The organism is Pseudomonas farris (assembly GCF_019145235.1).
GTDB classification, from domain to species: domain Bacteria; phylum Pseudomonadota; class Gammaproteobacteria; order Pseudomonadales; family Pseudomonadaceae; genus Aquipseudomonas; species Aquipseudomonas farris.
The window spans coordinates 105,343-127,052 of the sequence record NZ_JAHSTV010000014.1 but is presented as its reverse complement, the minus strand read 5'-3'; the positions used below and the strand labels follow the sequence as shown (position 1 = coordinate 127,052).

The following is a 21,710-nucleotide window of genomic DNA, read 5'->3' as shown; positions in this document are numbered from 1 at the left end:
TCTATCGTTTGCGGGTCGCTGACGAATCAGCGATCGGGTTTAGCGATCCGATCCCAAACACAGACGCAAAAGCGCCCAAGTTTTGATTGCAGTTTTTAGTGCCTGCAATTCGCGTAATGGTGGCTGTGCGTGGGAGACCTTCGAGTCTACCCGGGGTTTCTGTGACCCGGATCGCTAACCTGCGTACAGCCGCCACCTTTACTTGTTTAGCGATAGGTCGTGGCGGCTCAACCAACCACGGAGCTTCTCATGTTCAAACCAACGCCCAACCCACCGGAAACCGATCCGGCATCCCCCTACGAATCCCTCGATTCCAAAAAACTCAACGAAGCCGCCGACCGCGCCCTCGATTACTACCTCAATCCGCCCATCCCCAAAGACACTAAGCGCAAACCCAGCACCATTTACCATGTCGGCGCCGAGGTCGATAACGAAACCCTGTTGGTCAACGCCTGCGAATCCCTGGCGTCAGCGAGCATGATGCTCAGTGAGTTCGCCGGATTGATGGACATGCCACATCGCAACATGATGTTGGGGATTCAGCAGGTGGTCATGCTTGGTGAGTTGGCCGTCAATCGGGTGCTGGATAACTTCGATCCGCGAGGCTAGTCAGGATCTTTGGCAAAAAGAGGCTTGTTGTGGCGAGGGAGCTTGCTCCCGCTCGGCTGCGAAGCAGTCGTAATCCAGGTAAATGCGGTCCGACAGAAAGACTGCGGTGAAGGGTTTGGGGCCGCTTCGCAGCCCAGCGGGAGCAAGCTCCCTCGCCACAACAGCTTGGTTGGCTGCGCAGTTTTGCGGTGTTTTTTTGGGCCTCTTCGCGAGCAAGCCCGCTCCCACATTGGATTGGTGGCGTTCACAAATAATATGTTCGCAGCAGATCTCCTGTGGGAGCGGGCTTGCTCGCGAAGGGGCCAGTGAGTACACCAAAAAACAGCGCTAGAACTCAATTCTCTTGGGCGCGATAGGCCCCAGGCGTCAACCCCGTCCACTTCTTGAACGCCCGGTGAAACGCCGAAGGTTCTGAAAACCCCAGCTGCTCGGCAATCTGTTGCAACGACAGGTCCGCACGCCCCAGGTGATAAATCGCAATGTCCCGGCGCAACTGATCCTTCAACTCCTGAAAACTCGTGCCTTCTTCGCGCAAATGTCGACGCAGGGTTTGCGGGCTGATGTGCAGGTGCGCGGCCACCGCTTCCAGGTCCGGCCAGCGCGCACTGTCGTGGCTGAGCAAGCGCCGCAGCCGGCTGCTCAGGCTGTCGCCTTCGTCGGGGCGCGATAGCAGGTCGGCGGGGGAGCGCTCGAGAAAGTGCTTGAGGGTTCGTTCGTCCTGCAACAGCGGCATGTTCAGGTAGCGACTGTGAAATAACAGACTGCTTTGCGCCGTCGTGCTCTTTACGGTGGAAAAGCTCAGCGGGCAGGAAAACAGCAAGTCGTATTCGGCCCCGTGTTCGGGCCTCGGGTAGCTGAACGTAGCCTGCTCCAGACGAATGCGCTGGCCGATCAGCCAACTGCCGAACCGATGCCAGATCACCAACAGGCTCTCGCTGAGGAAATGGTCCGGGTCCCACAGCGGCGAATCGTCCAGGCTCAGGCGAACCCTGTCGCCTTCGCGGCTCAGCGTCAGACGCGGCGCGCCGGGGAACAGGCTGTAAAACAACAAACCGCGATTGAGCGCTTTCTCCAGCGTGCGGCTGTGGATCACCGCGTGGCACATCATCGCGAAGCTGCCGGGTTTGCTCGGGGCCTGTCCGAAGCCCAGGTATTCGTCGTCCAGAGCCAACCACAGCCCCTGGATTAATCGGGCGAACTGCTCGGGCGCGATTCGGGCGCGCGGCTCCTCGAGCAGCTCGGGGCTGATCCCCAGTTGCTGCAACAGACTCGAATAGTCGTAGCCATGCCGGCGCGCGCCACCGAGGGCGGCGCGGGCGAAATGGCTGGCGATGGTGCGTTCGCGCATAGAGGGCAGGTCCGTCCACTGAGCAATGGATGGTAGCGGTGCCCGTCGAGAATGAACAAGGCGGATATCCGCCAAATTGCAGGATGAGGGTTGGCTGATGGGCGGAAATCCGCCACATCGTTGTAGCTGATTGGTGACGAAGAAAAACCTGTAACCCTTGATGTCACAAGGCTGGCAGGGTTTTTTTCGAAGGTGGCACGGGGCTTGCGATACAAGCCGCAGAGGTCTGCCGTAGCGCAGCTCGACAAAACAAATCCCTCCAGTGCAGGAGGGTTCGCAATTGAGGTGTCAGGGACAACAGATGGATGTTGTTCTGAGGCACTCTTGAGGAACTTTGCAATGACGACTCGTCAGCCACTGTATAAATCCCTGTACTTCCAGGTGATCGTTGCCATCGCTATCGGCATCCTGCTCGGTCACTTCTACCCGCAGACCGGTGTAGCCCTCAAGCCGCTGGGTGACGGGTTCATCAAACTGATCAAAATGGTCATCGCGCCGATCATCTTCTGTACCGTCGTCAGTGGTATCGCCGGCATGCAGAACATGAAATCGGTGGGCAAGACAGGCGGCTATGCGCTGCTGTACTTCGAAATCGTCTCCACCATTGCCTTGCTGATCGGTCTGGTCGTGGTCAACGTCGTGCAACCGGGCGCCGGCATGCACATCGACGTGACGACCCTGGACACCAGCAAAATCGCCGGTTTCATCTCGGCCGGTAAAGACCAGAGCATCATTGCCTTTGTCCTCAACGTGATCCCGAACACCATCGTCGGCGCCTTCGCCAATGGCGACATCCTGCAAGTGCTGATGTTCTCGGTGATCTTCGGTTTCGCCCTGCATCGCCTGGGTGCCTATGGCAAACCGGTGCTGGACTTCATCGATCGCTTTGCTCACGTGATGTTCAACATCATCAACATGATCATGAAGCTCGCTCCAGTCGGCGCGTTTGGTGCGATGGCCTTCACCATCGGTGCCTACGGTGTCGGTTCGCTGGTGCAACTCGGTCAGCTGATGATCTGCTTCTACATCACCTGCATCCTGTTCGTGGTCCTGGTACTGGGCGCGATCTGCCGCGCACACGGTTTCAGCGTCATCAAACTGATTCGCTACATCCGTGAAGAACTGCTGATCGTGCTGGGCACTTCCTCTTCGGAATCCGCACTGCCACGCATGCTGATCAAGATGGAACGCCTGGGTGCGCAGAAATCGGTTGTGGGTCTGGTGATCCCGACTGGCTACTCGTTCAACCTCGACGGTACTTCGATCTACCTGACCATGGCGGCTGTGTTCATTGCTCAGGCGACTGACACCCCGATGGACCTCACTCACCAGATTACCTTGCTGCTGGTGCTGCTGTTGTCCTCCAAAGGTGCGGCAGGTGTGACTGGTAGTGGTTTCATCGTGCTGGCAGCCACCCTGTCGGCCGTGGGTACTCTGCCGGTGGCCGGCCTGGCGCTGATCCTCGGTATCGACCGCTTCATGTCCGAAGCCCGTGCGCTGACCAACCTTGTTGGTAACGCCGTAGCCACCATCGTGGTTGCCAAGTGGGTCAAAGAGCTGGACGAAGACAAGCTGCAAGTCGAGCTGGCTTCCGGCGGTCGCGGTATCTCCGACGAGCGTGAAGTCGACGATCTGGGTGTGGCTGAAGGCCCAACCCCGGCCAGCGTCAAGTAAGTACTCTGGCTGCATGAAAAACCCGCTTCGGCGGGTTTTTTCATGCCTGCAATTTGAGCGCAACGGTCACCGCCACTGACACATAAGGTGATTGCTGCAATGTCCTCGGCTGCCTAGGCTTGGGGGATCGCACTGGAGAACACTTATGCTCGGTCCACTGGCATCACTCAAGGTTCTGGATTTCTCGACACTGCTGCCGGGGCCGTTCGCCTCGTTGCTGCTGGCAGATATGGGCGCCGAGGTGCTGCGCATCGAATCGCCGACCCGCATGGACCTGCTGCGAGTATTGCCGCCGCATGATCAAGGCGTGTCGGCCAGCCACGCGTACCTCAATCGCAACAAGCGCAGCCTGGCGCTGGACCTCAAGCAGCCCGAGGCGCTGGAGGTGATCAAGCAATTGCTGCAGGACCACGACATCGTGCTGGAGCAGTTTCGGCCCGGCGTGATGGACCGGCTCGGTTTGGGGTATGAAGCCTTGAAGGCGATCAACCCGAAGCTGATTTATGTGTCGATCACCGGCTATGGCCAGACCGGCCCCTACAAGGATCGCGCCGGCCACGACATCAACTACCTGGCGCTGGCGGGGCTTTCGAGCTACACCGGTCGTGTCGACAGCGGGCCGGTGCCGTTGGGCATGCAGGTGGCGGATGTCGCCGGTGGCTCGCTGCACGGGGTGATCGGGCTGCTGGCGGCGGTGATCGCGCGGCAGCAGACCGGGCAGGGGCAGCATCTGGATGTGAGCATGACCGACTGCGCCTTCAGCCTGAATGCCATGGCGGGTGCCGGGTACCTGGCCTGTGGCGTGGAGCCGGGCAGGGAAGAGCAGATGCTCAACGGCGGCAGCTTCTACGATTACTACCGTTCACGCGATGGGCGCTGGTTGTCGGTGGGTAGTCTGGAGCCGGTGTTCATGCAGCAACTCTGCACGGCGCTGGGGGTGGAGGAACTGGCGCCCCAGGGCTTGTCATCCATACCCGCCCGGCAACAGGTACTCAAGGAGGCGTTGAAAGTTGAATTCGAAAAATACGATTTTGACGAGTTGTGCGCGCTGTTTGCCGAACTCGACGCGTGTGTCGAACCGGTGTTGAGCCTGGGCGAAGCGGTGCGGCATCCGCAGTTGAAGGCGCGGGAATTGGTGACTGAGGTGCCGAGGGGCGATGGTTCGACTCAGGCGCAGATGGCTTGCCCGTTGAAGTTTTCGGATGGATTGCCTGAGCCGCGGCATATCGGGGCGAGACTGGGTGAGCATACGGATCAGGTGTTGGGGGAGTTGGGGTTTAGTGTTGAGCGGATCGAGGAATTGCGGCGTGCCAGGGTGGTTGTGTAGTGCCTGTAAGGGCGCCTTCGCGAGCAAGCCCGCTCCCACATTTAACCTTCGCCATGACACACATCCAATGTGGGAGCGGGCTTGCTCGCGAAGGGGCCGGCCCAAACACCACAAATCCCGTTATTCGACCCGCATCTCCCCACTAAACACCAATGTGTTTCTGCACCGCCGGCACAAATACCGCCGCCCCTGTCTCACCAGACCATGGCGCTGCGCCGAAAACGGGAAATCGCTGTCGGCGCACGGGCATTTGTAGATGTAGCGGGTCACGCTGCGGCGTTTGACGTCGTAGGTGTGGCAGCGGTTGGGCGGCAGTTCGTAAACACCGCGCATGATCAGTTGCCACTCTTCGCCGTGAGGCTGGATGCGGTCGCCGAACAATTGATGGGCGATCAGGTGCGCGACTTCATGCGCCACGGTTTGTTTGAGGAAGTCTTCGGTGTTTTCCCGGTACAGCTGCGGATTGAAGCGCAACAGGTTCTCGTGCAGATGCGCGACACCGGCTTTTTGCCCGCGCAGCTTGAGGCTCACCACGGGGCGTTTGAAAGGTCGTTTGAAAAAGGATTCGGCTTGTTGGAAACAGTCTTCGACGCGGGTATTGAGTTGCTCGGGCATGCTTGATGGATCTCCAGAGACGTCGAGTATGCCGCAACCCTCGGGACTTGCGAATCGCTCAGGCGCCGAATGGTCGTACCTCACATTAGTAGGCCGCCTTGCGGCGGCCTGTGTTGGCAGATCTTGTTTTTGGTGGGTGAGTTGCTAATTGGTATAGACCGGCCCCACGCCAAGTCCCCAGACAATCACCGTGAACGCCATGATCGCCACCAGCACCACCAGTCCAACGGCGAGCACCGAGCTTGAAAACAGGAATCCCTCGTCCGACGGAATGTTCATGAACGTTGGCAGGCCCACATACAGCAAGTACACCGTGTAGCAGATGGCTGCGGTGCCGACGATCATTCCCAACCACATGTGCGGGTACAGCGCCGCCAGACCGCCGATGAACAGCGGAGTCGCGGTGTACGTGGCGAAGGCGACACAGCGTGCCAGGCTCGGGTTGGCGTCATAGGTGCGGGCCATCCAGTGGATGAACGCGCCCATCACCGCGACACCGCCGAGCATCGCCAGGTACGACATGATGGTCATCCACAGCGCGCTTTCCATGGTCAGCATCACCGGCGCCCGGTTACCAATGACCCAGCCGACCTGCGTGGTGCCGATAAACGCCGATACGGCGGGGATCGCCGCCAGAATCAGGGTGTGCGTGAGGTACATGTGGCTGATGCTTTCCTCCTGGTCGCCACGGATTTCTTTCCATTCCTGGTCAGGGTGGGTGAAGAGCCCCACTACGTGATGGATCATGCCAGTCACTCCTCTTGTTGTTGCCATCGCCCCCCAGCGGAGCGCTTACGGGCCAAAGTGGCCAGGTAAGTACAGGTCTGAATACGTGTGCGACCTTATGCCGCAGTATAGAAAGGAGTTACCGGTAATAGTGCGAGGGGCTTAGAGCAAATCGCGCTGTAAACAATCTTGTTAATCGCCGCCGGGTCTGTGCCGAATGCAACCTGTGGCGAGGGAGCTTGCTCCCGCTGGGGTGCGAAGCGGCCCCAAGACAGCCACCCTGTTGTGTCAGGCAAACCGCGGCGGAAGATTTTGCGACTGCTGCGCAGCCGAGCGGGAGCAAGCTCCCTCGCCACAGGGGTATGCTCAAGTCATCTAAAGCGCAGGCTTCGCCCCGAAAGGGTTTTTGCGTAAAATGCCGGCCTTTCGTCACACCTCACGGATTTCGCGTCATGGGCACTCTCACGGTCAACCAGAACAAACTGCAAAAGCGCCTTCGCCGCCAGGCGGGTGAGGCTGTCGCCGATTTCAACATGATTGAAGACGGCGACAAGGTCATGGTCTGCCTGTCCGGTGGCAAGGACAGCTACACCATGCTCGACGTGCTGATGCATTTGCAGAAGGTCGCCCCGATCAAGTTCGAGATCGTGGCCGTGAACATGGACCAGAAGCAGCCAGGCTTTCCCGAGCACGTGCTGCCGGCTTACCTCAAAGAACTGGGCATCGAGTACCACATTGTCGAGAAAGACACCTATTCGGTGGTCAAGGAGCTGATCCCGGAAGGCAAGACCACCTGCTCGCTGTGCTCGCGCCTGCGTCGCGGCACGCTCTACACCTTTGCCGATGAAATCGGCGCGACCAAAATGGCCCTCGGTCACCACCGCGACGACATCGTCGAGACATTCTTCCTGAACATGTTCTTCAACGGTTCGCTCAAGGCCATGCCGCCGAAGCTGCGCGCCGATGACGGTCGCAACGTGGTAATCCGCCCGCTGGCCTACTGCAATGAAAAAGACATTCAGGCCTACTCGGACTTCAAGCAATTCCCGATCATCCCGTGCAACCTCTGCGGCTCCCAGGAAAACCTGCAACGCCAAGTGGTTAAAGAGATGCTCCAGGAGTGGGAACGCAAGACCCCGGGTCGTACCGAAAGCATTTTCCGCAGTTTGCAGAACGTGATTCCGTCGCAACTGGCGGACCGCAACCTGTTTGACTTCACCAGCCTCAAGATTGACGAAACGGCGGCTTCGCGGTTCGTCAACGTAGTAAACCTCTGAGCAATATGTGGGAGCGGGCTTGCTCGCGAATGCGTAGTGTCAGCCGACATTCATGTTGAATGGCACACCGCTTTCGCGAGCAAGCCCGCTCTCACAGGTTTTATCGCTCGCAGGCGCCGTTTTCATTTCAATCCTCAGGAGAGGGCATGCGCGACTACAAGTGGCTGAACGAATACTGCTTGAACCGCTTCGGTTCGGCAGCTGAACTGGAAGCCCATCTGCCCGTTCCCAAGACCCCGGCGCAATTGCGCAAGATCAGCGATGACCGCTACCTCTCGACCATGGCGTTGCGGGTGTTCCGCGCCGGGCTCAAGCACAGCCTGGTGGACGCCAAGTGGCCGGCGTTCGAAGAGGTGTTCTTCAAGTTCGACCCGGAAAAAGTCGTGCTGATGAGCGCCGAGCATCTGGAGCGCTTGATGCAGGACGCGCGAATCATCCGCCACCTGGGCAAGCTCAAGAGCGTGCCGCGCAATGCGCAGTTCATTCTGGACGTGGCCCATGAGAAGGGCAGTTTTGGCGCGTTGATCGCCGAATGGCCGGTGACCGATATCGTCGGTTTGTGGACCTACCTGAAAAAACACGGGCACCAGTTGGGCGGGTTATCGGCACCGCGATTCTTGCGGATGGTCGGCAAGGACACCTTCGTGCCGAGCTACGACGTGGTGGCGGCGCTGAGTGCGCAGAAGATCGTCGACAAGGTGCCGACCAGCCTGCGGGACATGGCCACGGTGCAGAATGCGTTCAACCAGTGGCACGAAGAGAGCGGTGGGCGGCCGATGAGCCAGATTTCGATGATGCTGGCGTACACCGTGAATCATTGAGACCGAGTCGATCCCTTCGCGAGCAAGCCCGCTCCCACAGGATTTTTGAGTGTTCACAAATTATGTGACCACTGAAGATCCAATGTGGGAGCGGGCTTGCTCGCGAAGGCGTCCTGTCAGGCGACGCTGGTTTCGCCTTCACCCGCCAACTTGCGATTCAACTGAAACCGCCACCGCACATACAACATGGCCGAGCAGAACACCGCCAGGCTCGCGCCCATCTCCAGTAAACCGAACAGCTGTCGGTTCGGGTCATACGCGGCCAATGCGCCCTTCATGAAATACAGGTTCACCACAAAACACATCCACGAATGCCCGCGGGCGCTGCCGACGATCATCCCCGGTGCCAGCAACAGCAGTGGCACCAGTTCGATCAGCAGAATTACCCACGGCCGCGCGCCATGCAGGTCGGCGAATACCAGGTAGTAGGCGCAGAGCAGTCCCACCAGGCCGAAAAAGCACAGCAGGCTGATGACGCGCATCGCCCGGACTCGCGGTTCGAGCCATTCGATGGAAGGCAGAATTTTCGGCTTTTTGGCCATATCAGCTCACCAACTTTTGCGCAGTCTTCGCCAACCGCAGGCCCAAGGCCCGGCACAGCGCAACTTCGTGTTCATTCAAACCGCTTTTGCCATCGGCACCGGCGTGATGGCTGGCGCCGTAAGGCGTGCCGCCACCGCGGGTTTCCAGCAGCGCCGACTCGCTGTAAGGCAGGCCGGTGATCAGCATGCCGTGGTGCAGCAACGGCAACATCATCGACAGCAGCGTGGTTTCCTGGCCGCCGTGCAGGCTTGCGGTGGAGGTGAAGACCCCGGCCGGTTTGCCCACCAGCGCGCCGGTCAGCCACAGGTTGCTGGTGCCATCGAGAAAGTACTTCAACGGTGCGGCCATGTTGCCGAACCGGGTCGGGCTGCCGAGGGCCAGGCCGGCGCAGTTCTTCAAGTCGTCGAGGCTGGCGTACAGCGCGCCTTCATCGGGAATGTCCGGCGACACGGCTTCGCATTCAGTGGAGATCGCTGGCACCGTGCGCAACCTGGCTTCCAGGCCGGCCTGCTCGACACCACGGGCAATCTGCCGGGCCATTTCATTGGTCGAACCGCTGCGGCTGTAATACAGCACCAGAATGTACGGCGCACTCACGGCAGCAACTCCAGCACATTCTCCGGCGGACGGCCGATGATGGCTTTGTCGCCGACTTCGAGAATCGGGCGCTCCATGAGTTTCGGGTGCGCGGCGATGGCGGCGATCAGTTGCGCCTCGCTCAGGCTGCTGTCGGCCAGGTTGAGGGTTTTGTACTCGTCCTCGCCGGTGCGCAGCAATTGCCGGGCGCTGATGCCGAGCTTGCTCAGCAGGCTCTGGATTTGCGCGGCGTCCAGCGGGGTTTCCAGGTAGCGGACCACGGTCGGGGCCAGGCCACGGGCTTCGAGCAGTTCGAGCGCACCGCGGGATTTCGAGCAGCGCGGGTTGTGATAAAGCGTCAGATCGGTCATGTGCGGGTCGCATCTTGCGTAAGGTGGCGGCTATTCTAACTGTGCGGCGCGTAATCCAGAACCTTGGGAGGCGATGGGTCGCAGGTGCATTCTATTTTTGACAAGGATTGAGACATGACAAGGCGACTGGCAGCAGCATTGGCGATCTTGGGAGCGTTATTGCTGGGGGGCTGCGGCAACGACTATGGCGTCGACCAGAACGGTCACAAAGTCGCCGCCGAACGTCTGGACAAACAATGGCTGGTGCTCAATTACTGGGCCGAATGGTGCGGCCCGTGCCGTACCGAGATTCCCGAGTTGAACGTGCTGGCCGAGCAGCTCAAGGGCAAGAAGATCGGGGTGTTTGGGGTCAATTTCGACAATGTGCAGGGCGAAGAGCTGAAAAGCGCCAGCGAGAAACTCGGGATCGCCTTCACCGTGCTGGCCCAGGACCCGGCCGACCTTTTCGAATTGCCGCGCAGTGAAGCGCTGCCGGTGACTTACATCATCGATGACAAGGGCAAGGTGCGGGAACAGTTGATGGGTGAGCAGACGGCGGCGGGGGTGATGGCGAAGCTTGAGGCGTTGCAGGCGACTAACTGATCGAGCGCCGACCTGTGGCGAGGGAGCTTTTGTGGCGAGGGGGCTTGCCCCCTCGCCACAAGTCACTTGGTTACAGCCGTGGAGATCAACCCTCTTCAAGCCACCAACGCAACGGTTTGCCTTGCGCCGGCCAGAAGCGCATCTGGTCGATCGGTGAAACATCCCAGCGCTGCACGTTTTCCAGCGCCTGCAGGAAGCGTTTTTCCTGCTCCATCAACGCCGGCGCACACATTTTGCGGGTGCTGCCGATCTTGCCGAAGCTCAGCTTGTCGCCTTCCAGGGTATACGGCGCAAACCAGTGGTTGCAGCCGCCGTTGCCATAGGCCCGACCGTCTTCATCGAGGGTGATGGTCAGATGGCTGTAGTCCATCAGCGGACGCTCGCCGATCCATTCCAGAATGTAGCTGCGGTTGTGTTGCAATTGCACCGGTTCGGCGGCGCAGCCCAACAGGCTGGCGCCGACCATGGCGCTCAGAGCAAGGCGTTTCATCACGCAGGCTCCTGGCACTTCTTGCACAGGTGCTTGTCGGCAACGGTGGCCCAGCCCAGCTCGGCAATGCGCGCAGTGGCCGCCGGTTTTTCCGCCTTGTTGCCCAGCTTGGCGTCGACCGCGAACTCAAAGCTCAGTTCTTTGGCGCAGCTGTCGCAATTGACCTTCCAGGTGTGGATCGCCAGTTCGCCGAACACCGGACCACTGGCCACCGCGACCCATTGGCCCGGCGGATTGATCAGATGGCGAACCGTTTCGACGGTCAGGCGCATGGACAAGTCCTTGCTGCCTTTAAGGGTCACTACCAGCACGTCGTTATTACGAATCGAGCCGCCGTTGCCGGTGACTTGATAACGCCCCGGCACAAGGGCGCGGCATTCGGTGAGGGTGTGTTGCGGGTTCATCAGGCTGTAGCGGAAATCGTGTTCGACCATGGGTCCTCCAAATATGCGCGATATGCTAGCACGGGCATGAACGCAGCATGGCGCGGGCATGTGACCTTCGATCTGGTTCAAATTACCTGTCGAGTCATGGCACACTGCCGCTTTTGCATCTCTAAGGAACGGAAATGGCGTTGATCGAATGTTTTGAGTGCAAGCAACGCATCAGCTCCACGGCGCCTGCTTGCATTCATTGCGGTGCACCTGCGGTGGCAGTGCAAGCGGCTACGTCGACGGCAACGCCTACGCAGGCGCCTCTTTCTTTCGGGCGTTTACCGACCAATGAAAGCGTGCCCCGGGTGACCCCGGCCGCTTTCGGGCGCAAACGTAAAGCCGAAGTCGAGGCAGAGATCCCGGCACCGGCACCCGGTGGGCCGCGTCCGGTGGAACTCTGGCTGAAACTGATGATTTTCTTGCTGCCGCCATTTTTTGTCTGGTTCCTGCTGCGTCGCGGTCATTCGCTGGGGCAGCGCTTGTTGGGCTTCGGCTGGCTGGCCCTGATGATCCTTTTGTCCAAGGCCTGAGTCGATCAGCTCTCGACCTGATTCTGTGGCGAACCGGCCGCCCAGGCCGCGATGTTCTGCAGGGTGGTCGCGGCAATCGCGCCCAGGGCTTCGCGGGTGAGGAAGGCCTGGTGCGCCGTGATGATGACATTCGGAAAGGTCAGCAGGCGCGCCAGCACATCGTCCTGCAGCGGCAAGTCGGAGCGATCCTCGAAGAACAGCTGCGCCTCCTCTTCATAAACATCCAGCCCCAGATAGCCCAATTGGCCGTCCTTCAACGCATCGATCAGCGCCGGCGTGTCCACCAGACCGCCGCGCCCGGTGTTGATCAACATTGCGCCCGGCTGCATCTGCGCCAGTGACTTGCTGTTGATCAAGTGTTTGCTCTGTTCGGTGAGCGGACAATGCAGGCTGATGATCTGCGACTCGGCGAGTAGTTGCGGCAAGCTGAGGTAGCGCGCGCCGAGCGCTTCGACCTGCGGGTTCGGGTAAGGATCACAGGCCAGCAACTGGCAGCCGAAGCCGTTCATGATTTTCGCGAAAGTCGCGCCGATCTGCCCGGTACCGACGACGCCGACGGTCTTGCCCACGAGGTCGAAACCGGTCAGCCCATGCAAGCTGAAATCCCCCTCGCGCGTACGGTTATAGGCACGGTGCAGTCGGCGATTAAGCGCCAGAATCAGCGCCACCGCATGTTCGGCCACCGCGTGAGGCGAGTAGGCCGGAACCCGCACAATCGCCAACCCCAGGCGCTTCGCTACCACCAGGTCGACATGGTTGTAACCGGCCGAGCGCAGGGCAATCAGGCGTGTACCGCCCGCGGCCAGACGTTCGAGTACCGGAGCGCTGAGGTCATCATTGATGAAGGCACAGACCACTTCGTGATGCTCCGCCAGCGCCACCGTGTCGAGGCTCAGTCGCGCCGGCTGGAAATGCAGCTCGATGCCGGCGGGCAGGTCGGTACTCAAGAAACTGTCGCGGTCGTAGGTCTGGCTGCTGAAAAGAATCGTGCGCATGTTGTCCTCCTGGAAGTTACCTGTAGCAGCTGGCGAAGCCTGCGTTCGGCAGCTGCTACAGGCCATGAGCTTAGCCTTCAAGGCGCCCGGCGTTATTGCGCTGCATCAGGCATTGATACGCGCATGGGCCGCCAGGCGATTGATGGCTCGTTCGAGTTCTTCCAGCGCGCCGGGGGCTTTTGCGTCCTGTTGCTTGAGCAGGGTTTCGCTGCGCTGGCAGGCGGCGCGCAGTTGCGGGACGCCGCAATAACGGGTGGCCCCATGCAGGCGGTGGACTCGTTCGATCAGGGCATTCTGGTCATTGGCTTCACGAGCGACGCGAATGGCCTCGCGGTCAGCCTCCAGGGAGGCCAGCAGCATGGCCAGCATGTCCGCCGCCAGATCAGCCTTGCCGGCCGCCAGACGCAGGCCTTCTTCGTGATCGAGCACCTGCAAATCATTACCGTTGTTGCTTTCGCTGGAACGCTCCGGCCCCAGATTACGCAACGCCAGGCCGGTCCATTTCAACACCACCTGCGCCAGTTGCCGTTCGCTGATGGGTTTGGTCAGGTAGTCATCCATACCGCTTTGCAGCAACGCGCGTTTTTCGTTGGCCATTGCGTGGGCGGTAAGGGCAACGATCGGCAGCGGCGTGCAATGCCGCTCGTTTTCCCACTGGCGAATGGATTCGGTGCTTTGGCGGCCATCCATGCCGGGCATCTGCACGTCCATCAGCACCAGGTCGAAGGTTTCGTTCTGTACGGCCTTGACCGCGGCGTAACCGCTTTCCACTGCGAGCACTTTGGCGCCCATGTCTTCGAGCAGGGTTTGCACCAGCAGCAGATTGGCCGGGTTGTCGTCGACGCACAGGACCTTCGGCGCGCGGCTGGAAAGGGGCTCGCCGGGGTCGCTGCGCTGCTGGCGCGGGTTGACCATATCGGACAGGGCCCGCCGCAGTTTGCGCGTGCAGGCCGGTTTGGACTGCAGCTGGCTGTGGGGGTTGGGCACCGAGAGGTGGAACAGCGTCAGTTCGGTGGTCGGGCACAGCACCAACACTCGGCAACCCAGGTGTTCGAGGTCCCAGATATGCTGGTTGAGGCGCTCCGGCGGCATGTCATTGCTGGTGATGCCGAGCACTGCCAGGCCGATTGCCTGATCGGTCTGATGGGCGCCGGTCACGCCGTTGGCCAGACTTTCCAGGGTGTTGAACGGCGTGACTGTCAGGCCGCAGTCTTCCAGTTGATGCTGCAAGGCCTGACGGGCCAGCTCATGGTTTTACAACACCGCCACCCGTTGTCCGAGCAGCGGTGGACCGGGCAGGTCTTCGGCGTCGTCGCGGGCTTTGGGCAAGCTCAGGCTGATCCAGAATTCCGAGCCTTCGCCCGGTGTACTGTCGACGCCGATCTCGCCGCCCATCTGTTCAATCAGGCGTTTGGAAATCACCAGCCCCAGGCCGGTGCCGCCAGGTTGTCGGGACAGCGAGTTATCGGCCTGGCTGAAGGCCTGGAACAAGGCGCGCACGTCCTGGTTCGACAGACCAATGCCGGTGTCCTGAATGCTGATGCGCAGTTGCACCCTGTCTTCATACTCTTCTTCGAGCATGGCCCGGGCGACGATGGTGCCTTCGCGGGTGAACTTGATCGCATTGCTCACAAGGTTGGTGAGGATCTGCTTGAGTCGCAGGGGATCGCCCACCAGCGACAATGGAGTATCGCGATAAACCAGGCTCACCAGCTCAAGCTCTTTGGCGTGGGCAGCCGGGGCAAGGATGTTCAAGGTGTCTTGCAGCAGGTCGCGCAGGTTGAACGGAATATGGTCGAGCACCAGTTTGCCGGCCTCGATTTTCGAGAAGTCGAGAATCTCGTTGATGATCCCCAGCAGGCTATCGGCGGATTTTTCGATGGTGCCCAGGTAATCGAGCTGGCGTGGTGTCAATTCACTTTTTTGCAGCAAATGCGTGAAGCCGAGAATGCCGTTGAGCGGTGTGCGGATTTCATGGCTCATGTTGGCCAGGAACTCTGATTTGATCCGGCTCGCCTCCAGGGCTTCCTTGCGCGCCAGGTCGAGCTCGATGTTCTGGATTTCGATGGTTTCCAGGTTCTGACGCACGTCTTCGGTGGCCTGGTCGACGCTGTTTTGCAATTCTTCCTGAGCGTTCTGCAGGGTTCCGGCCATACGGTTGATGCCGGACGCCAGTTCATCCAGCTCATGGCTGCCGAGGGGCGGCAGGCGGGTTTCCAGATGACCGTCCTTGAGCTGTGCCACGGCTTGTTTGATCTGGCTCAATGGCCGGTTGATGGTCCGGCCCATGCGCAACGCCAGCAGCGCCGCACCGACCAGGCCACCGCCGATCAGCAGCAGGCTGGCGAACAGACTGCGGTAACCGCGCAGCAACATGCCACTGTGTGACAGTTCGAGTTCGACCCAACCCAGCAGGCGGTCGGCTTCATCGGGGATCAGGTCGCCGGCCAGGTTGCGGTGCTTGCCGAACACCGGCAGCAGGTAGCGCGTGGCGTCATTGCCACTGCGGCGCAACAGCTGTGAGCCGTTGCCCAAAGGGGCCTGATTGAGCATGGTCGGGCCGGCGTGGGCCAACTGTGTGCGGTCGGGGGCGAGGAACGTCACCGCGCGCACGTCGGTTTGTTCCAGGAACTGGGTGGCGATGCGTTCCAGCAGGTCGTTGTCTTTGCGACCCATGGCCGGGGCCACCAGCGGCGCCAACTGTTCGGCAATCATTTCGCCGCGCTGCATGAGTTGGGATTGCAGGTCCGATTGCTGCATCCAGGTGAAATAGCCGCCCAGGACCAGCGCCATCAGGGTGGTCGGCAACAGAGTCAGCAACAGCACGCGGCCTTTAATTCCCAGTTTCTTGAGCACGCATCTCTCCCGCATCCAGCTGTTTATTGACCTGCACGTACTTCCGGCACGCGCCACCTGCGCAGTGTAGCGATTTGCATGCGGGCAATCTTCGTAAAATTGATGTCGTCATTCGTCGGCCAGATCAATGCTTTGCTCTCGGGGGCAAACCTTGGCTTGCCCCTGGTGGGGCAATCTTGAATAATCGGCAACTGAGAATTATTTGCAGATACTCATGACTCCCATCTCTATTAACCATCCCCGCATCCTCTCCATCGAAGATGATCTGGTGCTCGGTGCCTACGTCCATGAGCATCTGGGGCGCAGCGGGTTTCAGGTGACCTGGTGCCAGAACGGCCAGGAAGGGTTGGACATTGCCCGCCAACAAGTATTCGATGTGGTGTTGATGGATATTCTGCTGCCGGGACTGGATGGCCTGGCGGTGCTGACCCAATTGCGCCAGAGTCATTCCACGCCGGTGGTGCTGATGTCGGCGCTGGGCGCGGAGGCGGATCGCATCAGTGGCTTTCGCCTCGGCGCCGACGATTACCTGCCCAAACCTTTCAGCATGGCCGAGTTGCGGGTGCGCATCGAGGCGATCCTGCGGCGGGTGGCGTTCGACCGGCGGCCGGCGCCGGCACCTATTGCCCCTGCGATGGACAGCCTGCGTTTCGACGATGAACTGTGCGAGGTCTTTTTGGGCGAGCACGCGGCCGGCCTGACTCGCAGCGAATATCGGTTGTTGGATACATTGAATCGCAACGGTGATGAAGTCCTGAGCAAGGCGTTCCTTTATCAGCAGGTGTTGCAGCGCGGTTATGCGCCCCATGACCGCAGCCTCGACATGCACATCAGCCAGATTCGCCGCAAGCTCAAGGCCATCGGTTACACCGAGCGCGAAGTGCGTACGGTCTGGGGCAAGGGGTATGTATTGAGTGCGGCCGATGAAATGGTCTGACGTGCCGGGCCGGCATTCACTGTTCTGGAAACTGGCTTGTTTGTTGGTGGCGTTCTGTCTGCTGATGATCTGGTTGAGCTGGTCCTGGGGCCGCTACATGGAAAAGAAGAACCTCTTCCTGTCCGACGAAGCCCGGGGCACCCTGACGCGCTACGCCGCCGAGGCGGAGCGGGCGTGGAACGAACAGCAGAGTGCAGGCATTGATGCCTGGCTGCGGCGTATCGGCCAGCACGAGTCGACCTGGGTCGGTGTCATTGGTGGCGACTTGCAATCCTTGAGCAGTTATCCGCTGGCCAACCAGGAAATCCAGCGACTGACTTTTTTGCGCGGTCTGGATTGGCCAGTGAGTCGGCGTAATCAGGGCCTGCCGTGGCTGAAAATTCCATTTCCCAACGACCCGTCTGCCGGCAGCCTGGTGATCGAGTTGCCTCAGCGTTTCATGCCTGGACGCTACCGGGTGTTTTGGCGGGTGATCACCAATGGGGTGATTCCCGGGCTGTTTACCCTGCTGCTGTGCGTGGGGCTGTATCGATTGCTGGTCGTGCCATTGAACAGCCTGCGCGAACAGGCCAACGCCTGGCGCGCCGACCAACTGACTGTGCGTTTATCGAGTCGCACCACCAACCGCTCGGATGAATTGGGTGAACTGGGCAGGGCCTTCGATCACATGGCCGAGCGCCTGCAAAGCACGGTGGCCCTGCAACAGCAACTGCTGCGCGACCTGTCCCATGAATTGCGCACACCGCTGAGCCGGCTGCGGGTGGCCAGCGAAAGCGAGCAAAGCCTCGGGCAACTGCGTGAACGCATTGGCCGAGAAGTCGACGGCATGCAGCGCCTGGTCGAGGACGCCCTGCAACTCGCCTGGCTCGACACCGAGCGCGCGCCGTTGCCCGATGAAGCGATCCAGGTTCAGGCCTTGTGGGAAATGCTCACGGAAAACGCCTGCTATGAAAGTGGCTGGCCGGTGGGTCAGTTGCACTGCGCGGTGGATGCATCCTGCTGGGTGCGCGGCCATCTCAATACCCTGGCCCAGGCGCTGGAAAACATTCTGCGCAACGCCATTCGTCATTCACCCAAGGGCGGTGTCGTGACGCTCGGTGGTCGGCGCGATGGCGACTTCTGGCATCTATGGCTGGAAGACGAGGGCGGTGGGGTGGCTGACGAGGATCTTGAACGGATTTTCTCGCCGTTTATCCGGCTCGATGGTTCGCGGCCGGGGGATGGTGGATTCGGATTGGGGTTGAGCATCGCGAGGAATGCGGTGCAGCGGCAGGGCGGGCGGCTTTGGGCGGAGAATACCGGACGTGGATTGCGGCTGAATATGCGGTTGGTGACTGAGAATGATGGCATCTTTAAGGACGCCATCGCGAGCAGGCCCGCTCCCACATTGGGTGTGTGTAAGCCACAGATAGTGTGATCAACCTAGACTCCTGTGGGAGCGAGCCTGCTCGCGATGCCGCTCTTCCAGCCACCGCCGTTCAGCTTTTGCCGGAGCGTTCCCGTTTATTTGTACGACCTTTCCTAAAGGGTATTGCCGACACCTTATGCCTGATTCGACGGAATAGACTCGCGTTTTTCCTCGTCCTCAAGGAGTTCGGCATGAATGCATCCAGTGTCCCCGACAACGCAACCGACGATCGTTTCAATGAAGTGCTTGCGCTGATTCAAAGTGCCAAACAGCAGGCCATGCAGACGGTGAATACCCAGTTGATCGAGCTGTATTGGCAAGGTGGGTGCTTACATCAGTCGCAAACTGGAACAGGCTGAGTGGGGCGATTCTGTGGTCAGCCAACTGGCTGAGCATCTGGCCACGTCTCAACCTGGGTTGCGCGGTTTTACTCGGTCGAACTTGTTTCGCATGCGCCAGTTCTATGAGACTTATCACGCTGAAGAGAAAGTCGCACCACTGGTGCGACAATTGTCCTGGTCGCACAACCTGATCATTTTCAGCCAGAGTAAACGGCCGGAAGAGCGGGAGTTCTACGTCCGTTTGGCAGTTCAGGAGAAATGGTCGAAGCGCGAACTAGAGCGTCAGTTCAAGACCGCACTGTTCGAACGAAGCGTGACCCAACCAGCAAAAATCTCAGCAGTGCTGAGACAAGCCCACCCGGCAGCGCTTGAGATATTCCGCGACGCCTACATGCTCGATTTTCTCGACCTGCCGGGTGGCCATGCCGAAACTGATCTGCATAAAGGGTTGATGGCGCGCCTCAAAGAATTCCTGAGCGAACTCGGCCGCGATTTCTGCTTTGTCGGTTCCGAGTATCCGCTTCAAGTGGGTGGGTGTGATTTTGCCCTGGATCTGCTGTTCTTCCACCGCGGCCTTAATTGTCTTGTAGCCATTGAGCTTAAGGTCGGTCGTTTTAAACCGGAGTATTTGGGCAAGCTGAACTTCTATTTGGAAGCGCTGGATCGCAAGGAGCGCAAACCCCACGAAAACCCGGCCATTGGTGTATTGCTCTGCGCCAGCAAGGATGACGAGGTGGTTGAATACGCCCTTAACCGCAGCCTGTCGCCAGCGCTGATCGCTGAATACCAGGTGCAGCTACCGGACAAACAGTTGTTGCAGGCCAAGTTGCATGAGTTCTATGCATTGAATGTCGCGCAAGGTGAAGAGTACTGATCCAGCCCCTTATTCCCATTCGCCATAAGCCCCTTACTTTGCGTGATATGGCCTGCGCACGTTTGCCGGTATGATAGGCGCCCCCGCAGTCTGGATTGCGAATACGCCATGACCTTGCAGTACCCAACCATCGCCGATTGCGTCGGCAACACTCCGCTGGTCCGTTTGCAGCGCCTGCCTGGCGCCACCAGCAACACCCTTTTGCTCAAGCTCGAAGGGAACAACCCGGCGGGTTCGGTCAAGGACCGTCCGGCGCTGTCGATGATCACCCGCGCCGAATTGCGCGGGCAGATCCACGCCGGCGATACGCTGATCGAAGCGACCTCGGGCAACACCGGGATCGCCCTGGCGATGGCTGCCGCGATCAAGGGTTACAAGATGATCCTGATCATGCCCGACAACTCCAGCGCCGAGCGTAAAGCCGCCATGACGGCTTATGGCGCCGAGCTGATTCTGGTCAGCCAGGAAGAAGGCATGGAAGGCGCTCGCGATCTCGCCCAGCGAATGGAAGCCGAAGGCCGTGGCAAGGTACTGGATCAGTTCGCCAACGGTGACAACCCCGAGGCGCACTACACCACCACCGGTCCGGAAATCTGGCGTCAGACCGAAGGCACCATCACTCATTTCGTCAGCTCGATGGGCACCACCGGCACCATCATGGGCGTTTCGCGCTACTTGAAAGAGCAGAACGACAACGTGCAGATCATCGGGCTGCAACCGATGGAAGGCTCGGCGATTCCGGGCATTCGTCGCTGGCCGCAAGAATACCTGCCGAAGATCTACCAGGCCGAGCGCGTGGACCGGATCGTCGACATGGCGCAAAGCGAAGCCGAAGACGTGACCCGTCGTCTGGCGCGCGAAGAAGGCATCTTCTGCGGCGTGTCTTCGGGCGGTGCCGTGGCGGCGATGCTGCGTCTGTCCAAAGAAGTTGAAAACGCGGTGATCGTCGCGATCATCTGCGACCGTGGCGACCGTTACTTGTCGACCGGCATTTTCGACGCGCCCAACTGATGGCCAAGCAAGAGAGAGGCCTGCGCTTCCAGCCCACGGGCGGCAGCAAGGCCCCGCAAGTCCCGACCGGCAAAAAGCAGCGCTTGACCATCGAGCGCTTGGCCAATGACGGTCGCGGTATCGCGTTTTTCGAAGGTCGCACCTGGTTCGTCATCGGCGCATTGGCCGGTGAAGAAGTCGAGGCGCGGGTCTTGGGTGCCCACGGCAAAGTGGTCGAGGCGCGCACCGAGCGCGTGTTCCAGGCCAGTGAATTGCGCCGCCCGGCACCGTGCGCTCATGCCGCTCGCTGCGGCGGTTGCAGCGTGCAGCATTTGCCCCACAACGAACAGCTCGCCCTGAAACAGCGCATGCTCGCCGAGCAATTGTCGCGAGTGGCCGGTGTCGAACCTGAAGAGTGGGCAGCGCCGTTGAGCGGTCCGGAATTCGGCTACCGTCGTCGCGCCCGAGTGGCGGTGCGTTGGGACATGAAAGCGAAAAAACTCGAAGTCGGCTTCCGCGCTGCCGGCAGTCAGGACATCGTCGCCATCAACGAATGCCTGGTGCTGGTACAGCCCTTGCAACCGATCATGACCCGCTTGCCGGAGATGCTGCGGCGCTTGAGCAAACCTCAGGCACTGGGGCATGTGGAGTTGTTCTGCGGTTCGTCATTGGCGGTATTGCTGCGGCACATGGCGCCGTTGTCCGAAGCCGACATGACCATCCTCAAGGAATTCTGCGCGTTCCATGAAGCTCAGTTGTGGCTGCATGGTGACGGCGAGCCCCAACCGGTCGAGGTCGATCAGCCACTGGGCTATCGCCTTGAACAATGGGACTTGAACCTGGCGTATCGGCCAGGAGATTTCATCCAGGTCAACGCCGGGGTCAACGAAGCGATGGTCGCCCAGGCGTTGGCGTGGCTGGCGCCGAAATCTGATGAGCGGGTTCTGGATCTGTTTTGTGGGTTGGGCAACTTTGCCTTGCCGCTGGCCAAAACCGTCCGCGAAGTGGTGGCGGTGGAGGGCGTGCAGGCAATGGTCGAGCGGGCCGCCGCGAATGCCGCTGACAACAATTTGCATAATGCGAAGTTTTTTCAGGCCGATTTATCCCAGCCTTTGGCCGATGCCGAATGGGCAGATGAAGGCTTTTGTGCGGTACTCTTGGACCCACCTCGCGACGGCGCTTTCGAGGTGGTGCGCAAGCTGGCGTCCCTGGGCGCCAAACGATTGGTGTATGTGTCGTGCAACCCTGCAACGCTGGCGCGCGACACAGTCGAATTGATCAAGCAGGGCTACCGGTTAAAACGTGCCGGGATTCTCGATATGTTTCCTCAGACGGCACATGTCGAGGCCATGGCGTTATTTGAAGCGAGCTAGGACGGCTCGTCTG

General features: G+C 60.0%; 20 protein-coding genes and 2 pseudogenes. 12 read left to right on the top strand and 10 right to left on the bottom strand.

Going from position 1 to position 21,710, the window contains the following annotated elements:
- The first annotated feature begins 249 nt into the window (after nt 1-249).
- Complete coding sequence (locus KVG95_RS25935) at nt 250-609, top strand: DUF6124 family protein (protein WP_217858417.1); 360 nt, start codon at nt 250-252, stop codon at nt 607-609.
- 334 nt (nt 610-943) lie between these two features.
- On the opposite strand, the gene KVG95_RS25930 is transcribed toward KVG95_RS25935, so the two are convergent.
- The gene (locus KVG95_RS25930; protein WP_217858416.1) at nt 944-1,957 is read right to left on the bottom strand and encodes an AraC family transcriptional regulator; all 1,014 of its coding nucleotides are present in this window, start codon (nt 1,955-1,957) and stop codon (nt 944-946) included.
- 339 nt (nt 1,958-2,296) lie between these two features.
- Here KVG95_RS25930 and KVG95_RS25925 point away from each other — a divergent pair, with 339 nt between their 5' ends.
- Entirely contained in the window at nt 2,297-3,631 is a 1,335-nt protein-coding gene (locus KVG95_RS25925) for a dicarboxylate/amino acid:cation symporter (protein ID WP_038979460.1), read from the top strand.
- A gap of 145 nt (nt 3,632-3,776) precedes the next feature.
- Nucleotides 3,777-4,958, top strand: coding sequence for a CaiB/BaiF CoA transferase family protein (locus KVG95_RS25920; RefSeq protein ID WP_217858415.1), 1,182 nt, complete (start codon nt 3,777-3,779; stop codon nt 4,956-4,958).
- A 120-nt stretch (nt 4,959-5,078) separates the two neighbouring features.
- On the opposite strand, the gene KVG95_RS25915 is transcribed toward KVG95_RS25920, so the two are convergent.
- Nucleotides 5,079-5,573 carry a SprT family zinc-dependent metalloprotease gene (locus tag KVG95_RS25915; protein WP_048394212.1) on the bottom strand — a complete coding sequence of 165 codons (495 nt, stop codon included), beginning with the start codon at nt 5,571-5,573 and terminating at the stop codon, nt 5,079-5,081.
- Nucleotides 5,574-5,717: 144 nt separating this feature from the next.
- Nucleotides 5,718-6,320, bottom strand: coding sequence for a Yip1 family protein (locus KVG95_RS25910; protein ID WP_030131100.1), 603 nt, complete (start codon nt 6,318-6,320; stop codon nt 5,718-5,720).
- A gap of 431 nt (nt 6,321-6,751) precedes the next feature.
- On the opposite strand from KVG95_RS25910, the gene ttcA reads away from it, so the two are divergent.
- Nucleotides 6,752-7,576: a tRNA 2-thiocytidine(32) synthetase TtcA gene (gene ttcA / locus KVG95_RS25905; RefSeq protein WP_052966613.1), complete on the top strand. Its 825-nt coding sequence runs from the start codon at nt 6,752-6,754 to the stop codon at nt 7,574-7,576.
- A gap of 146 nt (nt 7,577-7,722) precedes the next feature.
- A complete protein-coding gene (locus tag KVG95_RS25900; RefSeq protein ID WP_007899094.1) occupies nt 7,723-8,397 on the top strand; it encodes a DNA-3-methyladenine glycosylase I in 675 nt (224 codons plus the stop codon).
- 116 nt (nt 8,398-8,513) lie between these two features.
- Here the strand turns inward: KVG95_RS25900 and KVG95_RS25895 are convergent, their stop codons facing one another.
- Genes KVG95_RS25895 through arsC form a run of 3 tightly spaced genes read right to left on the bottom strand, consistent with a single transcriptional unit; the run spans nt 8,514 to nt 9,887 of the window.
- Complete coding sequence (locus KVG95_RS25895) at nt 8,514-8,939, bottom strand: DUF2069 domain-containing protein (RefSeq protein WP_007899093.1); 426 nt, start codon at nt 8,937-8,939, stop codon at nt 8,514-8,516.
- Nucleotide 8,940: 1 nt separating this feature from the next.
- A complete protein-coding gene (gene wrbA / locus KVG95_RS25890) occupies nt 8,941-9,537 on the bottom strand; it encodes an NAD(P)H:quinone oxidoreductase (protein WP_095634377.1) in 597 nt (198 codons plus the stop codon).
- Nucleotides 9,534-9,887 carry an arsenate reductase (glutaredoxin) gene (gene arsC / locus KVG95_RS25885; protein WP_052966616.1) on the bottom strand — a complete coding sequence of 118 codons (354 nt, stop codon included), beginning with the start codon at nt 9,885-9,887 and terminating at the stop codon, nt 9,534-9,536. The genes wrbA and arsC overlap by 4 nt, the downstream gene beginning before the upstream one ends.
- Nucleotides 9,888-10,001: 114 nt before the next feature.
- Between arsC and KVG95_RS25880 the strand changes: the two genes are divergently transcribed.
- Nucleotides 10,002-10,469: a TlpA family protein disulfide reductase gene (locus tag KVG95_RS25880; RefSeq protein WP_217858414.1), complete on the top strand. Its 468-nt coding sequence runs from the start codon at nt 10,002-10,004 to the stop codon at nt 10,467-10,469.
- A gap of 85 nt (nt 10,470-10,554) precedes the next feature.
- On the opposite strand, the gene KVG95_RS25875 is transcribed toward KVG95_RS25880, so the two are convergent.
- Both KVG95_RS25875 and KVG95_RS25870 read right to left on the bottom strand, forming a co-directional pair.
- On the bottom strand, nt 10,555-10,959 hold the full coding sequence (locus KVG95_RS25875; RefSeq protein WP_217858413.1) for an META domain-containing protein: 405 nt from the start codon (nt 10,957-10,959) through the stop codon (nt 10,555-10,557).
- Nucleotides 10,959-11,393 carry a hypothetical protein gene (locus tag KVG95_RS25870; protein WP_007899088.1) on the bottom strand — a complete coding sequence of 145 codons (435 nt, stop codon included), beginning with the start codon at nt 11,391-11,393 and terminating at the stop codon, nt 10,959-10,961. The genes KVG95_RS25875 and KVG95_RS25870 overlap by 1 nt, the downstream gene beginning before the upstream one ends.
- Nucleotides 11,394-11,527: 134 nt before the next feature.
- Here KVG95_RS25870 and KVG95_RS25865 point away from each other — a divergent pair, with 134 nt between their 5' ends.
- On the top strand, nt 11,528-11,923 hold the full coding sequence (locus KVG95_RS25865) for a hypothetical protein (protein ID WP_123720625.1): 396 nt from the start codon (nt 11,528-11,530) through the stop codon (nt 11,921-11,923).
- Nucleotides 11,924-11,928: 5 nt separating this feature from the next.
- Here KVG95_RS25865 and KVG95_RS25860 read toward each other — a convergent pair whose 3' ends face one another.
- Together KVG95_RS25860 and KVG95_RS25855 are read right to left on the bottom strand one after the other, a co-directional pair.
- Entirely contained in the window at nt 11,929-12,918 is a 990-nt protein-coding gene (locus tag KVG95_RS25860) for a 2-hydroxyacid dehydrogenase (protein ID WP_217858412.1), read from the bottom strand.
- Between the two features lie 105 nt (nt 12,919-13,023).
- Nucleotides 13,024-15,774 (bottom strand): annotated as a pseudogene (locus KVG95_RS25855) (response regulator).
- Nucleotides 15,775-15,988: 214 nt separating this feature from the next.
- Between KVG95_RS25855 and KVG95_RS25850 the strand changes: the two are divergent.
- From KVG95_RS25850 to rlmD, 5 genes and pseudogenes are all read left to right on the top strand, one after another.
- Entirely contained in the window at nt 15,989-16,711 is a 723-nt protein-coding gene (locus KVG95_RS25850; RefSeq protein ID WP_217858411.1) for a response regulator transcription factor, read from the top strand.
- The gene (locus KVG95_RS25845; protein ID WP_217858410.1) at nt 16,698-18,128 is read left to right on the top strand and encodes a sensor histidine kinase; all 1,431 of its coding nucleotides are present in this window, start codon (nt 16,698-16,700) and stop codon (nt 18,126-18,128) included. The genes KVG95_RS25850 and KVG95_RS25845 overlap by 14 nt, the downstream gene beginning before the upstream one ends.
- Nucleotides 18,129-18,310: 182 nt before the next feature.
- Nucleotides 18,311-19,334, top strand: a pseudogene (locus KVG95_RS25840) (PDDEXK nuclease domain-containing protein).
- Nucleotides 19,335-19,442: 108 nt separating this feature from the next.
- Entirely contained in the window at nt 19,443-20,345 is a 903-nt protein-coding gene (cysM, locus tag KVG95_RS25835) for a cysteine synthase CysM (protein ID WP_007899067.1), read from the top strand.
- Entirely contained in the window at nt 20,345-21,697 is a 1,353-nt protein-coding gene (gene rlmD, locus KVG95_RS25830) for a 23S rRNA (uracil(1939)-C(5))-methyltransferase RlmD (protein WP_217858409.1), read from the top strand. The genes cysM and rlmD overlap by 1 nt, the downstream gene beginning before the upstream one ends.
- Nucleotides 21,698-21,710: the final 13 nt, after the last annotated feature.

Excerpts from the sequence above, each read along its gene's own strand:
- KVG95_RS25935 (WP_217858417.1), top strand. The coding sequence starts at position 250 with ATGTTCAAACCAACGCCCAACCCACCGGAAACCGATCCGGCATCCCCC.
- KVG95_RS25930 (WP_217858416.1), bottom strand. The coding sequence starts at position 1,957 with ATGCGCGAACGCACCATCGCCAGCCATTTCGCCCGCGCCGCCCTCGGT.
- KVG95_RS25925 (WP_038979460.1), top strand. The coding sequence starts at position 2,297 with ATGACGACTCGTCAGCCACTGTATAAATCCCTGTACTTCCAGGTGATC.
- KVG95_RS25920 (WP_217858415.1), top strand. The coding sequence starts at position 3,777 with ATGCTCGGTCCACTGGCATCACTCAAGGTTCTGGATTTCTCGACACTG.
- KVG95_RS25915 (WP_048394212.1), bottom strand. The coding sequence starts at position 5,573 with ATGCCCGAGCAACTCAATACCCGCGTCGAAGACTGTTTCCAACAAGCC.
- KVG95_RS25910 (WP_030131100.1), bottom strand. The coding sequence starts at position 6,320 with ATGATCCATCACGTAGTGGGGCTCTTCACCCACCCTGACCAGGAATGG.
- ttcA (WP_052966613.1), top strand. The coding sequence starts at position 6,752 with ATGGGCACTCTCACGGTCAACCAGAACAAACTGCAAAAGCGCCTTCGC.
- KVG95_RS25900 (WP_007899094.1), top strand. The coding sequence starts at position 7,723 with ATGCGCGACTACAAGTGGCTGAACGAATACTGCTTGAACCGCTTCGGT.
- KVG95_RS25895 (WP_007899093.1), bottom strand. The coding sequence starts at position 8,939 with ATGGCCAAAAAGCCGAAAATTCTGCCTTCCATCGAATGGCTCGAACCG.
- arsC (WP_052966616.1), bottom strand. The coding sequence starts at position 9,887 with ATGACCGATCTGACGCTTTATCACAACCCGCGCTGCTCGAAATCCCGC.
- KVG95_RS25880 (WP_217858414.1), top strand. The coding sequence starts at position 10,002 with ATGACAAGGCGACTGGCAGCAGCATTGGCGATCTTGGGAGCGTTATTG.
- KVG95_RS25875 (WP_217858413.1), bottom strand. The coding sequence starts at position 10,959 with ATGAAACGCCTTGCTCTGAGCGCCATGGTCGGCGCCAGCCTGTTGGGC.
- KVG95_RS25870 (WP_007899088.1), bottom strand. The coding sequence starts at position 11,393 with ATGGTCGAACACGATTTCCGCTACAGCCTGATGAACCCGCAACACACC.
- KVG95_RS25865 (WP_123720625.1), top strand. The coding sequence starts at position 11,528 with ATGGCGTTGATCGAATGTTTTGAGTGCAAGCAACGCATCAGCTCCACG.
- KVG95_RS25860 (WP_217858412.1), bottom strand. The coding sequence starts at position 12,918 with ATGCGCACGATTCTTTTCAGCAGCCAGACCTACGACCGCGACAGTTTC.
- KVG95_RS25850 (WP_217858411.1), top strand. The coding sequence starts at position 15,989 with ATGACTCCCATCTCTATTAACCATCCCCGCATCCTCTCCATCGAAGAT.
- KVG95_RS25845 (WP_217858410.1), top strand. The coding sequence starts at position 16,698 with ATGAAATGGTCTGACGTGCCGGGCCGGCATTCACTGTTCTGGAAACTG.
- cysM (WP_007899067.1), top strand. The coding sequence starts at position 19,443 with ATGACCTTGCAGTACCCAACCATCGCCGATTGCGTCGGCAACACTCCG.
- rlmD (WP_217858409.1), top strand. The coding sequence starts at position 20,345 with ATGGCCAAGCAAGAGAGAGGCCTGCGCTTCCAGCCCACGGGCGGCAGC.